This window comes from Streptomyces sp. XY006, assembly GCF_002237655.1.
In the GTDB taxonomy this organism is placed as follows: domain Bacteria; phylum Actinomycetota; class Actinomycetes; order Streptomycetales; family Streptomycetaceae; genus Streptomyces; species Streptomyces levis.
The window spans coordinates 194,628-207,843 of record NZ_NOKT01000015.1; the positions used below are offsets into that span (position 1 = coordinate 194,628).

The window sequence follows — 13,216 nt, forward strand, 5'->3', positions numbered from 1 at the left end:
CGCTCCACGGACGCCCGGGCCGTCGAGCGCTGCACGGGACCCTTGAGCGCCGCCCGGGCCGTTGAGCGCTGCACGCTTCCCGTCCGTATCTGACCAGGAGCCGTACAGCCCGACCCCGGAGACCCACGTGGAGCGCAATGTCGGACACCCCCGGCGAGCCCGAGCCCTGGTGCTGCTCGGCACCGTGCTGGTACTGCTCCTCGGCGGAGCCGCCCCCGCCCCGGCCCACTCCGCCCTCCGCGGTACCGACCCCGAGGACGGATCGGTCGTCCCCCGCGCCCCCCGCCACCTCACCCTGACCTTCACCGAGTCCGTCGGGCTGCTCGACGACTCCTTCCGGGTCTTCGGACCCGACCAGCGCCGGGTCCGCACCGGCGAGCCCACGCACGCCGACGGCCGTTCCGACACCGCCCGCATCCGCCTGACCGGCAAGCTCGCGCAGGGCACCTACGCGGTCGCGTGGCGGGTCGTGTCCGCCGACAGCCACCCGGTCTCCGGCGCCTTCACCTTCTCGGTGGGCAAGCGCTCCGCGACCACGGTCCAGGTCGACACCGGCCCGGAGGAGGACCCCCTCACCGACGGCCTCTACGACCTCGCCCGCTACCTCGCCTACCTCGCCGCCGCCCTGCTCGTGGGCACGGCCGCGTTCGTGTCGCTGTGCCGCCCGGACGGCACGGCCCCGCTGCGCCGGCCCCTGGTCGTCGCCTGGTGGACGCTGCTGGGCGCCACGGCCGCCCTGCTCCTGCTGCGCGCCCCCTACGAGAGCGGCGCCGGCCCCCTCGCGGCCTTCGACACCGCCGCCCTGGACCGCACCCTGTCCAGCCGCCCGGGCCGGGCCCTGCTGGCGCGGCTGGTGATCCTGCTGCTGATCGCGGCCTTCCTGGTCCGGCTGTCCCGCGGCCGTGACCACCACCGGCCCGCCGTCCGGGCCTCCGGCACCGCCCTGGCCGTCGCCCTCGCCCTGACCTGGGCGGTGGCGGAGCACGCCTCGGCCGGCATCCAGGTGCCGCTGGCCATGGCGTCCTCGGTGCTGCACCTGCTGGCCACGGGCGTCTGGCTCGGCGGACTCGTGGCGCTGCTGCTGACCCTGCGCCGCGCGTCCGTCGACGGACTGTCCGAGGTCGTGCCCCGCTTCTCCCGGGTCGCCTTCACCTCCGTGGCCGTCCTGGCGGTCACCGGCCTCTACCAGTCCTGGCGCGGCCTCGGCTCGCTGTCCGCGCTGACCGGCACGTCGTACGGACGGCTCCTGCTCGCGAAGCTGGCGGCGGTGTCCCTCCTGCTGCTGGCGGCCGGCCACGCCCGGCGCTGGACGGCCCGGATCGCCGCCCCGACGGCCCCCGCCGCCCGGACCGCCGCAGCGGCGGCCCCCGCCCGGACCGCCGTACCGGTACGGGTCGCGCAGCCGGTCGGCGCGCACGCGGTTGCCTCGGGCCCGGCGACCACCGGGGCGGCGGCCACCGAGACGGCGGCCACTGGGGCGGCGGCCACCGAGACGGCGGCCACTGGGGCGGCGGCCACCGGGACGGCGGCCACCGAGACGGCGGCCACTGGGGCGGCGGCCACCGGGACGGCGGCCACCGGGGCGGCGGCCACCAAGACGGCGGCCACCGGGGCGGCGGCCACCAAGACGGCGGCCACCGGGGCGGCGGCCACCAAGACGGCGGCCACCGGGGCGGCGGCCACCGAGGCGGCGGATGCCGGCCCGGGAGGCGCGGAGTCGCGAGATACGGAGTCGCGAGATGTGGCGTCGGCAGGTCCGGACTCGGGCCGTGCGGGACCCGAGGGGTCCGGGAGCCCGGCCGGCCGGGCCCCGGCACCGGGCGGCGAGGGCGGCGAGGGCGGCGCCGCGGACACGTCCTCCGGCGAGCCCGGGGACCCCGACGCGCGGCGGCGCGGCCTGCGCCGCTCCGTGCTCGTGGAGGTCGCCGTGGCCGCCGTGGTGCTGGCGATCACGACCGTGCTGACCGGCACGCTCCCCGGCCGCGCCGAGGCCGAGGCGGCACGGCAGGCCCCGGCGGGCGCGCTGCCGCCCACCGCCCAGGTCACCGTGCCCTTCGACACGGGCACCGGCGGGGTGACCGGCCGCGGCACGGTCCAGGTCACCCTGGACCCCGCCCGGGTCGGCGACAACGGCGTCCAGGCCGTGGTCTACGGCTCCGACACCGGCCTGATCGTCGTCCCCGAGGTCCGCGTCACCTTCAGCCTGCCCTCCCGCGAGCTCGGCCCGATCGACGCCGAACTGAAGGACCAGGGCGGCTACTGGGGGACCAATGCCGTCAATCTGCCGCTTGCCGGGACCTGGACGATGAAGACGACCGTGCGGGTGTCGGACGTGGACCAGGTGACGGAGGAGAAGCGGGTGCGGATCGTGCCCTAGGCACCCGCGCCCCCGCCACGGGCCCGTCGTCGCCGAGGAGCCGCGTCATGGTCTCGGCGGCCCGTACGGCGGCGTCGCCGCAGCAGTTGTTGAACAGGACGTGGACCTGCTCGGTCCGCTCGGCCAGCCGCCGCACGCGGGGCAGCCACTCGGCGAGTTCGTCCTCGCCGTACACGTGCCGGAACCGGTCCTCCTTGCTGCCGGTGCCCCAGGCGGTGCTGCGGCCGTGGAACCGTACGACGGACAGCCGCCGCGAGGTCACCGGGGTCACCGGCGGCACGGAGGACGGCAGGGTCTGGGTCATGTCGACGGCGACCGCCGCCATGCCGTGCCGGGCCAGCAGCGCCTCGGTCGCCTCGGCCCGGCCCGGCTCCCACCAGGACGGATGCCGGAACTCCACGGCGACGGGCCAGCCGCGGGTCCGCTCCGCGCACTGCGCGAGGAACGTCTCGGCCCGCTCGCCCGGCCGGAACCACGGGGGGAACTGGAACAGCACGCTCCCGAGCCGTCCGGCGCACCGCAGCGGCTCGACACCGGCCGCGAACCGCGCCCAGACCGCGTCCAGCACGGCCGGGTCCCGGTGCTCGGCCGGCAGCCCGTCCGGCATCACCGCCTGCCGGGTGGGGTGCCCGGTCAGCAGCGAGAACGCCTTCACGTCGAAGACGAACCCGTCCGGGGTCCGCTCGGCCCACAGCACGCTGTTCCGCTCGCTCGGCAGCGCGTAGTAGGAGGCGTCGACCTCGACGACCGGGAACCGCTCGGCGTAGTGCCGTAACCGCCCCTCGGCGTCCCGCCGCCCGGCCGGGTACCAGCCGCTGCCGAGCAGCGCCCGGTCGGTCCAGGAACACGTGCCCACCAGGATGTCGCCCAGGATCTCGCCCATGGGGACGCGGTTACCCGGGCCGGGCGCCGGCAGGCTCCGCCGCCGGCCGGTGGCGGCACGGTGAAAGCACTCGAATCGGGGTAATCAGGTCATAGTTGTCCGTGTTGTCCATTGCGGTGCCATCGCCGATGCCTCCGCGAGAGCGAGATGACCGAACATGGAGCAGCCCGTCACCGTCGGCCGGGCCGGCCGGCCGCCCGGCGGAGCCCCCGAGGTTCCCGGAGCCGCCGAAGCCCCCGAGGCCTCCGCCGCCCTCGACGCCCTGGTCGCCGCGGACCTCACCGCCCGCGTCACCCTCGACGAACAGGGCAGGGTGACCGGCTGGAACGCGGGCGCCGAGCGGCTTCTCGGCCACCCGGCGGAGCAGATGCCCGGCCGTCGCGCCGCGGACCTGCTGGCCGAGCCGATCCCGGTGCGCGGCGGCATGCCGGCCCTCGCCGGGCTGCCCCGGTGGAACGGCGACGTCGCCCTGCGCCACCGCGACGGCCGCAAGCTGACCGTCCGGATCCTCGCCCACCACCGCACGCCCGCCGACGGCGCCCCGGCCTGGCTCATCGTCTCCGCGCTGCCCGGCCCGGACCCGCGGCCCGGCCTCGACGAGTCCCTGGTGAGCTGGAGCTTCGCCCAGTCCCCGTGCTGCGCCCAGGCGATCTACGACACCCGGCTGCGGCTGCGCCGGGCCAACGCCGGCATGGAACGCTCCACGGCACTCACCGAGGAGGAGATGCGGGGGCTGCGCGTCTGCGAGATCGTCGACCACGCCGCCGGCGAGCAGGCGGAGCGCGGCATGGCCCGGGTGCTGCGCACCGGGGAGCCGCAGTACGAGGAGCACTGTCTGCGCGCCCCCGGCGAGGACCACGAGCACGCCTGGTCGGTCTTCCTGTCCGCGCTGCGCGACCAGGAGGGCACGATCCGGGGCGTGTGCCTGTCCGCGCACGACATGACCGAGCAGTTCTGGGCCCGCAAGCGGCTGCAGCTGATCGCCGAGGCCGGGCGGCGCATCGGCAGCACCCTCGACGTGACGCGCACGGCCCAGGAGCTCACCGACGTGACCGTCCCGGCCCTGGCCGACTTCGTCAGCGTCGATCTGCTGGCCGCGCTGGACGACGTACCCGAACCGCCCGTCCCGGCGCTGCCCGCCGACGGGCCGCTGCGTCTGCGGCGGGTCGCGCTGCGGTCCGTCACGCCGGGCGCGCCGGAGGCGGTCGTGGCGGCGGGCGAGGTGGACTCCTACCCGGCCGGATCGGCGCCGTTCGAGAGCCTGCGCACGGGACGGCCCACCGTGCAGGAGGTGACCGACCCGGCCCTGATCGCGTGGTTCGCGCGCGATCCGGCCCGGGCCGCCCGGATCCGCGGCTTCGGCGTCCACTCGGTGCTGACCGTGCCGCTGGCCGCCCGCGGGACGACCCTGGGCGTCGCCTTCCTCGTCCGGTACCGCAACCCGGACCCCTTCCAGCACGACGACCTGGTCCTGGCCGGGGAACTGGCCGCCCGGGCCGCGGTCAGCATCGACAACGCCCGCCGCTACACCCGTGAGCGCGCCACCGCCGTCACCCTCCAGCGCAGCCTGCTGCCCCAGCGGCTGCCCCGGCAGGCGGCGGTCGAGGTCGCCTCCCGCTATCTGCCGGCGGGCGGACAGGCCGGCGTGGGCGGGGACTGGTTCGACGTCATCCCCCTGTCCGGGGCCCGGGTGGCCCTGGTCGTCGGCGACGTCGTCGGCCACGGCCTGCACGCCTCGGCGACCATGGGCCGGCTGCGCACGGCGGTCCGCACCCTGGCCGACATCGACCTGCCCTGCGACGAGCTGCTGACCCACCTGGACGATCTCGTGGCCCGCCTGAACACGGAGGAGGGCGACGGGGAGCGGGGCGGGTCCGCCGAGGCCGCGGAGACCTCCGCCGACGTGGGCGCCACCTGCCTGTACGCCGTCTACGACCCGGTCTCCCGGCACTGCTGCTTCGCCGGGGCCGGGCACCCCCCGCCCGCCGTGGTGCGCCCCGACGGCACCGTCGACCTGGTCGACCTCCCGGCCGCGCCCCCACTCGGCGTCGGCGGCCTGCCCTACGAGGCGACCGAGGTCGAACTGCCCGAGGGCAGCCTGCTGGCCCTCTACACCAACGGCCTGGTCGCCACCCGCGAGCGGGACATCGACGCCGGTGTCCTCGGCCTGCGGGAGGCCCTCGCCCGCCCGGCGCCCTCGCTGGACGCCCTGTGCGACCGGGTGCTCACCGAGCTGCTGCCGCAGCGCCCGGGCGACGACGTGGCCCTGCTCATCGCCCGCACCCGCGCGCTCCACGCCGACCAGGTCGCCACCTGGGAGGTGCCCTGCGACCCGTCGGCGGTCGCCCGGACCCGCAAGGACGTGGTGGAGCAACTGGAGCGGTGGGGCCTGGCCGACGCCGTCTTCGTCACCGAGCTCGTCGTCAGCGAACTGGTCACCAACGCCATCCGCCACGCCGAGCCGCCCGTCCGGCTGCGCCTGATCCACGACACCACCCTCGTCTGCGAGGTCTCCGACGGCGGCAACACCGCTCCCCACCTGCGGCGCGCCCGCAGCCACGACGAGGGCGGCCGCGGCCTGCTCCTCGTGGCCCAGCTGACCGGGCGCTGGGGCACCCGCCAGAGCGCCACGGGCAAGACCATCTGGGCGGAACAGACCCTGACCCTCCCGTGAGGAGCCACGGCCATGACCACCCCCACCGACCGCCCGACCGCCCGCACCCAGGCCCCGCCCCCGGACCCGGCGGACGACCGGCCGCGCCGCGGCACCGGCCGGCGCCCGGCGCGGTGAGGGGACGGACCACGGTATGCAGACCTTCCTGCCCCACCCCGACTTCCGCGAGACCGCCCTGTCCCTGGACCGCCGCCGGCTCGGCAAGCAGCGGGTCGAGACGCTGCAGGTCCTGCGCGGCCTGATCGTGCCGGGCTACGGCTGGCGCCGGCACCCGGCCGTGCGGATGTGGGCCGGTTACGAGGAGGCCCTGGTCCGCTACGGCCTGGAGATCTGCCGGGTCTGGCGCGAGCAGGGCCACCAGGACAGCTGCGCGGCCACCCTGGTCGCCGACCTCGCCACCGCCCGCCCCCACGCCCCGGTCCGCGACCAGCACGACCTGGCCGCCGAGGGCGAACTGCCGCCCTGGCTCGGCGACGGTCCCTTCCACCGCAGCCACCGCTCGGCCCTCGTGCGCAAGGACCCGGACACCTACGGGGCGCTCTTCCCCGGCGTGCCGGACGACCTGCCGTACGTCTGGCCCGCCTCCGACCGCCCCGCCTAGGCGCACCGACCCCTCCGGTCAACTCCCTTCCGTGCAGCACCCGTTGTCGGTCCGGCGGTTCCGTGTTCCACTGGATCTTTTCCGGCACAGCGGTCACGGGTTCGGGCGGGCGGGACGTCATGGGGGAACCGTGTGTGAGGAACTGGGCTTCGAGACGCTCCTCTCCGACGAGGGCTTCTTCGCAAGGCTGTTCGGGCGGGCGCCCTCGGGTGCCGGACGGGAGCCGCTGTACGGTCCCGATCTGCCCGTGGTGCTGCTCACCGGCGGCCCGGGCATGGGCAAGGGCCGGCTGCTGCGCGCCGTACGGGACCGGTTCGCCGCCAAGGTGCCGGTGATCCACCTCGACTGCGCCTCGCCGGTGTACGAGGACCGGGCCGGCCCGGAGCCCGGCGCCCGCTCGGCCGCGACCGAGGCGCTGGTCGAGGTCGCCCGGCGGCTGTGCACCTGGCAGGGCACGGGCGGCTCGTTCGCCTTCCCGCGCCTGTTCACCGGCCTCGCCATGATCGCCACCGGCGTCGCGGACGGCACGCCCCAGGCGGTCGCGACGGAAGCCGAACGCTACGAGGACCTGCCCCAGCGGCGCCGCGTACGGGGCCTGGGCGGCGGCGACTTCTGGCGGGGCATGCTGCGCGGCACCATCCGCAACCTGCTGGCGACCCTGTACGGGCAGGCGTTCGACCCCTACTCGGCGGCCGTGAGCAACGCCCTGCTGGACGCCGTCTTCGACCGCGCGGCCCCCCGGGGCAGGGCGGAGCTGGAGCGGGTCTACGGCGCCTACCCCGGCGCGGCCGGCCAGCCCCGGATCGGGCTGCGCATCCTCGCCGCCGACTTCCGGGCGGGCGGCGAGGCGCGGGAGGTCGCGGAGAGCTTCCTCTTCCGGGCCCTGCGCGAGGACCTGGAGGCCGCGTACGCCTCGCCCTCGGGCTGGCTGCGCCGGGTCGGCCGCCCGGGCCTGCTGCTGGACCACGCCGAGTCGCCGCTGGGCGAGCAGCTGCTGCGCGCGGTGCTCACCGACCGCCGGGGCGGCCGGCGCGACCGGGTCGTCGTCGTGGGCACGGCCCGTCGCGCCGACGGCGGCGCCTTCCTGCACGGCGGCCTGCCGCCCGGGTCGACCACGCCCCCGGCCGAGTACCGGCCCGCCGACGGCGCCCCGCCGGCCTGGACCCGCCGCATGGAGGAGGGCGCCGACCGGGCCCCGCTCGCGGACGGCGTGCTCCTGCTGCGGATGCCGCTGCTCACCGGCGACCAGCTGCGCCGGGAGACGGTACGAAGACAGCAGCACGCCGAGCCGGAGGGCGGCGTCAACCGCCGCCGGATCGACGCGGCCGTGGCCCGGCTGAGCGGCGGCCGCCCGCACACGGTGATCCGGCTGGCCGCGGCCGCGGCGGCGTTCCGCATGCCGGCCGACGCCAACGACCGGGACCTCCTGGACGCGCCCCTGCGCCTGCCCGGCGACGACGCCGAACTCCCGGTCGCCGAGGTGCTGTTACGGGAACTGATCCTGGACCAGCTGCCCGTCCGGCTCCCGGCCGAGCACCACGCCCACTGGCTCGACCTCCTCACCCATCTGTCGGTCGCCCACGACACCGAGTGCGCGGACGTGCTGCTCCGCCACCACCAGGCCGGGCACGTGCACCACCTGACCGCCCATCACGTCTCCCGGCTCCTGGCCGACACCGGCTGGCCCACCTGCGAACGCCACTTCATCGGCGACTTCGGCCTGCGCCAGCTCCTCGTCCACCGCCTCTACGGCCTGCTCCCCGACGGCGCCGCCTGGTACGCCGACCACCACCTGCTGCGCGACCACTACGCCCGGCGGGCGGCGGGGGAGCAGCGCACCCGCGACGAGGACCTGCCGGGCGACGACACGGCCGGCGACGGCACCCCGCGCGACACCGCCTTCCGCTCCCTGACCGCCCACCGGATGAACCACCACCTGGTCTCCGGCGGCGCCGACGACGTCGTCGGTCACCTCGCCGCCACGCTCCCCGGCCGCCCCCGCGCCTGGTGCGCCGAACTCCTGGAGATCGCCCAGGCCCCGTACCCCGGCGGCGCCGACGCCCGGCGCGAGCGCGCCCAGGGCCTGGTCGCCGCGGACGGCCCACCGCTGCGCCGCACGGTCGACCAGCTGCTGCACGCGGTGTGGCTGTGCGAGGAGCGCACCCGCCCGACCGGCAGGGAGACCGCCCGCACCCTGGCCAAGCTGCTGGACCTCCTCTCGATCATGGACTTCGACGGTGCCGGCCGGCTCAGCAGGACCGCGGCGGACTGGAGCGCCCTGGCCGAGAACGAACAGCCTCTGCTGCGCTGCACCTGCACCGAACAGCTCCGGCGAAGGAGATGACGGCATGCCGAGATGGAAGAAGATCCTCTACTCGCTGTTAGGGGTGCTGGTCCTCGTCGCGGGCGTCACGCTCACGACCTCCCTGGTCCGCAAGCCGGACACCTGCGCCGACGGCGTGGAGCGGATCGACGGCGAGTGCGTCGGCGTCAACGGCGAGGGCTACGACTTCGGCACCCCGGAGATCGCCGACGTGGCCCGCGCGGTCGCCCGCGAGAACGACAGGATCGAGGACCAGCCGCACGTCACGGTCGCGATGATGCTGCCCCTGCAGTCCGGCCGCGAGGCCCTGCGCCGGCAGATGCGCAGCGACCTGCAGGGCGCCTACCTCGGGCAGCGGCAGGCCAACTCCGGCGAGGGCGAACCGCCGAAGATCCGGCTGGTCCTGGCCAACCCGGGACGCGACTACGGGCACCAGGCGAAGGTCGTCGACACCCTGCTGCGGATGGCCGCCTCCCCCGAGGACCGGCTGCGCGCGGTCACCGGCTTCAACCTGAGCCTCGCCGCCACGGAGGCGGCCGTGAAACGCCTGACCGCGCACAAGGTCCCGGTGCTGGCCGCCCGGATCAGCGGCGACCGCATCGCCAACGAGGACCGGGCGGACGGCATGGCCAGACTCCGCTTCCCGGGCCTGGCCCGCATCCTGCCCACCAACAACGACGCGGCCCGGGCCCTGGCCGACTTCAACGGCGGACAGGGCCGCCGCAACCTGCGCACGGTCCTGGTCTACGACAAGCGCCCCGACGGCTACAACGAGTCCCTGGCCAGGGCGTTCAGCCGGATCAAGGAGCAGGGCCCGGCCGGCCCCGCCGCGATGTCCTTCGAGTCCCCGGCCATCGACGAGGCGGGCTCCACCGGCAACCAGTTCACGCAGACGGCCAACAACATCTGCGACTCCGAGGCCGACACGGTCTACTTCGCGGGCCGCACCCTCCACCTGCGCATCTTCGCCCTCAAGCTCGCCCAGGTGGGCTGCGAGGGCCGCCACTACACGATCGTCAGCGGCTCGGACGCGGCCTCGCTGCGCCAGGACATGACGGAACGGGACTGGGCCTCGCTGCGCGGCGACGACGGACGGCCGAAGGTCACCGTCCAGTACGCGGCCCCGGCCCACCCCGACGCCTGGACCACGGAACTCGCGGCCTGGACGAAGGACTGGAGGGCCAGGCACGGGCGCGCTCCGAAACCCCAGGAGCTCCCCCAGTACCTCACCGAACCGAAGGCGGCCCTGGACACCCTGCGGGCCCGGATCACCGCGACCCGGCGCGAGGGCATCTCCCTCGGCTCCACGCCGAACCTGGAGGACTCCCGCACGATGCTCGTGCACGACGGGCTCCTCACCATCGGCAAGGCCCTGCACCAGGCCCAGCAGGGCGCACCCGACACGACGGTCCCCTCCCGCGAGGACGTCGGCCGCCAGTGGTCCCTCCTCCACTCCCGCCACCGCGTCCAGGCCACCAGCGGCCTGATCTGCCTGACGACCGGAGGAAACGCCTACGACAAACCGGCCGCGATCGTCGAACTGGACCCGGGCCGCGAGGGCCGCGGCACGTTGAAGTTCGTGGGCCTGGGCTGGCCGACGGGCCGCCCCCAGCCGAAGAACTGCGTGATCCCGAGCGGGACGCCGTGAGCGGGACGCCGCGAGAAGGGCGGCGTGAGAAGGACGGCGTGAAAGGGACGGCGCGAGACCGGGCCGTGGGAGCGGCTAGGCCGCCCTGCGGCGCGGTGCCCGCCTGCCCGCGGAGGGCCGCGTGCGCTCGCGGTGTTCGGACTGCTCGGTGACGTCGGTCACCTCGGCCGCCTCTGCCCCGTCGGCCGGGAAGAACTCGTCCTCCCCGAAGTCGGGGGCGCGGAAGGGGTCGATCACCGGGGGCGGCGATGCCGCGGCGGAGCGGCCGGTGTGCCCTTCCGGAGCGGAGAACAGCGATGTCGAATCGATGAGAGGTCTCTCTTTCGTGGGTGCGGGCCCCTCACGGGCCCGCGCGTGCCGTGACCCGGCACGTGGTCCTACAGCTTGGTCATCTTGGCGTAGGGGCTCAGGATCCGCATCTGCGCGGAACCGAAGTCCACGAGCGCCGCGATCCCGTCCTCCACGCCGACCACCCGGCCGAGGCCGTACATGTCATGGGTGACCTGGTCCCCGACGGCGAAGTGCTTGGGAGCCGGCGCGACGGGGGCCTTGAAGGGGCTCGTAGGCAGGTGACGTTTATGTGCTGCACGCTTAGTCATCGTGCCCAGTATGCGCCTCGGCGGGTGTCCGTGGGGTTGCTGTACGGCACCGATTGCCGGAGAAAGCCGGAGGGCCGGGCCGCTTTTCGCGGTCCGGCCCTCTCGGCTGGCGGAGGATACGAGATTCGAACTCGTGAGGGGTTGCCCCCAACACGCTTTCCAAGCGTGCGCCCTAGGCCTCTAGGCGAATCCTCCGCCGGAAACATTACATGACCGAGAGGAGTGCTCGCGAACTCGTTCCCCGGCCCGGACATCAGGTAGCCTTGGCGCAGCCCCTCACGCGGCGCTATCTGACTGAACTCCCCCAGGGCCGGAAGGCAGCAAGGGTAGGTCGGCTCTGGCGGGTGCGTGGGGGGCGTCTGCGTTCCCGGGCGGGGCCCGATGTCAGTGGGCGCCTATAACCTCGTATGCGTGTCGTCTCTCGCTCTGTACCGCCGCTACCGCCCGGAGACCTTCGCCGAGGTCATCGGGCAGGAGCATGTCACCGACCCGTTGCAGCAGGCGCTGCGCAACAACCGGGTCAACCACGCGTACCTGTTCAGCGGGCCGCGCGGCTGTGGCAAGACGACCAGCGCGCGCATCCTGGCCCGGTGCCTGAACTGCGAGCAGGGGCCCACGCCCACACCCTGCGGTGAATGCCATTCCTGCCAGGACCTCGCGCGCAACGGCCCCGGCTCCATCGACGTCATCGAGATCGACGCCGCTTCCCACGGTGGTGTGGACGACGCCCGTGACCTGCGCGAGAAGGCCTTCTTCGGACCGGCCCGCAGCCGGTACAAGATCTACATCATCGACGAGGCCCACATGGTCACGTCGGCCGGCTTCAACGCCCTGCTGAAGGTCGTCGAGGAGCCCCCGGAGCACCTCAAGTTCATCTTCGCGACGACCGAGCCCGAGAAGGTCATCGGCACGATCCGCTCGCGCACCCACCACTACCCCTTCCGCCTGGTCCCGCCCGGCACCCTCCGGGAGTACCTGGCCGAGGTGTGCCGGAAGGAGGACATCCCGGTCGAGGACGGGGTGCTCCCGCTCGTCGTGCGCGCCGGCGGCGGTTCCGTGCGTGACTCGATGTCCGTGATGGACCAGCTGCTCGCCGGCGCCGCCGCGGACGGTGTGACATACACCATGGCCACCGCCCTGCTCGGCTACACCGAGGGCTCGCTCCTCGACTCGGTCGTCGAGGCCTTCGCGACCGGCGACGGGGCCGCGGCCTTCGAGGTGGTCGACCGTGTGATCGAGGGCGGGAACGACCCGCGCCGGTTCGTCGCCGACCTGCTGGAGCGGCTGCGTGACCTGGTGATCCTGGCCGCCGTTCCCGACGCCGTGGAGAAGGGGCTCATCGACGCCCCCGCCGATGTCCTGGAGCGCATGCAGGCCCAGGCCGGCACCTTCGGCCCCGCCGAGCTGAGCCGCGCCGCCGACCTCGTCAACGAGGGCCTGACCGAGATGCGCGGCGCCCACTCGCCCCGCCTCCAGCTGGAACTGATCTGTGCCCGCGTCCTGCTCCCCGCCGCCTACGGCGACGAGCGTTCCGTGATGGCCCGCCTGGACCGGATCGAGCGCGGGGTGAACTTCTCCGCGGCGGGCCCGGCCGCGATGCCCGCCATGGGGTACGTGCCGTCGCCGGAAGGCCATCAGGAGATGCCCGGCGGCGCGCCCGCCGCGCACGCTCCGGTGCCCCCGGGCGGGGGCCCGGCCGCGGCCCGGGCGGCGGTGCGCGGATCCGGAGCCCCCGGCCCGGCGGGCGCTCCCAGTGGTCCGGGCCCCGGTGCTTCCGGTGGCGTTGGCGCTCCCGGTGTTCCCGGTGGTCCTGGCGCTTCCGGTAGTCCCGGTGGTGGCCCCGGTGGTCCCGCCGGTGGCGGCACCGGCAGCGGCATGGCGCCCGCCGCAGGGCCCGCCCCCGCGACGGCGAGCCCCTCGGCAGCGGCCCCCGGCACACCACCGCAGGGACCCGGCGCGCCCGCCGGGCACACCCCCGGCGCGCCCACGCCCCCCGCCGAGACGCCCGCCCAGCCACCGCACGCACCCCAGACCACGCAGACGCAGACGCCGGCCGCTGCCGCCCCGGCCCCCGGCGCCTGGCCCACCGCCGCGTCCGCGGGCAGCGGCCG

9 protein-coding genes, 1 tRNA gene and 1 other RNA gene are annotated in these 13,216 nt (G+C 75.2%); 7 read left to right on the forward strand and 4 right to left on the reverse strand.

The window, feature by feature from the left end:
* The first annotated feature begins 169 nt into the window (after positions 1–169).
* Positions 170–2,377 carry a copper resistance protein CopC gene (locus tag CHR28_RS38805; RefSeq protein WP_441351037.1) on the forward strand — a complete coding sequence of 736 codons (2,208 nt, stop codon included), beginning with the start codon at positions 170–172 and terminating at the stop codon, positions 2,375–2,377.
* On the opposite strand, the gene CHR28_RS19460 is transcribed toward CHR28_RS38805, so the two are convergent.
* Complete coding sequence (locus tag CHR28_RS19460) at positions 2,277–3,248, reverse strand: DUF72 domain-containing protein (protein WP_094054936.1); 972 nt, start codon at positions 3,246–3,248, stop codon at positions 2,277–2,279. The two genes, CHR28_RS38805 and CHR28_RS19460, sit on opposite strands and share 101 nt — an antisense overlap.
* Before the next feature lie 169 nt (positions 3,249–3,417).
* Here CHR28_RS19460 and CHR28_RS19465 point away from each other — a divergent pair, with 169 nt between their 5' ends.
* The 4 genes from CHR28_RS19465 to CHR28_RS19480 all read left to right on the forward strand — a co-directional run bounded on the left by CHR28_RS19465 (position 3,418) and on the right by CHR28_RS19480 (position 10,506).
* Complete coding sequence (locus CHR28_RS19465; RefSeq protein ID WP_094054918.1) at positions 3,418–5,934, forward strand: SpoIIE family protein phosphatase; 2,517 nt, start codon at positions 3,418–3,420, stop codon at positions 5,932–5,934.
* Positions 5,935–6,067: 133 nt separating this feature from the next.
* Positions 6,068–6,535 (forward strand): MSMEG_6728 family protein, encoded by a 468-nt coding sequence (locus tag CHR28_RS19470; protein WP_094054919.1) that lies wholly within the window; start codon positions 6,068–6,070, stop codon positions 6,533–6,535.
* 130 nt (positions 6,536–6,665) lie between these two features.
* Positions 6,666–8,879 (forward strand): hypothetical protein, encoded by a 2,214-nt coding sequence (locus CHR28_RS19475; RefSeq protein ID WP_094054920.1) that lies wholly within the window; start codon positions 6,666–6,668, stop codon positions 8,877–8,879.
* 4 nt (positions 8,880–8,883) lie between these two features.
* Complete coding sequence (locus CHR28_RS19480) at positions 8,884–10,506, forward strand: ABC transporter substrate-binding protein (protein ID WP_094054921.1); 1,623 nt, start codon at positions 8,884–8,886, stop codon at positions 10,504–10,506.
* A gap of 75 nt (positions 10,507–10,581) precedes the next feature.
* Here CHR28_RS19480 and CHR28_RS19485 read toward each other — a convergent pair whose 3' ends face one another.
* The 3 genes from CHR28_RS19485 to CHR28_RS19495 form a co-directional block, all read right to left on the reverse strand.
* Positions 10,582–10,743 carry a hypothetical protein gene (locus tag CHR28_RS19485; RefSeq protein WP_256984305.1) on the reverse strand — a complete coding sequence of 54 codons (162 nt, stop codon included), beginning with the start codon at positions 10,741–10,743 and terminating at the stop codon, positions 10,582–10,584.
* Between the two features lie 140 nt (positions 10,744–10,883).
* On the reverse strand, positions 10,884–11,105 hold the full coding sequence (locus tag CHR28_RS19490; RefSeq protein WP_094054923.1) for a hypothetical protein: 222 nt from the start codon (positions 11,103–11,105) through the stop codon (positions 10,884–10,886).
* A gap of 107 nt (positions 11,106–11,212) precedes the next feature.
* Positions 11,213–11,300: transfer RNA gene (locus CHR28_RS19495), tRNA-Ser, on the reverse strand.
* A 73-nt stretch (positions 11,301–11,373) separates the two neighbouring features.
* On the opposite strand from CHR28_RS19495, the gene ffs reads away from it, so the two are divergent.
* Positions 11,374–11,468, forward strand: an RNA gene (gene ffs / locus CHR28_RS19500) — signal recognition particle sRNA small type.
* Between the two features lie 48 nt (positions 11,469–11,516).
* Positions 11,517–13,216 (forward strand): DNA polymerase III subunit gamma and tau (locus CHR28_RS19505; RefSeq protein WP_143655861.1); only part of this gene is annotated, 1,700 nt, incomplete at its 3' end.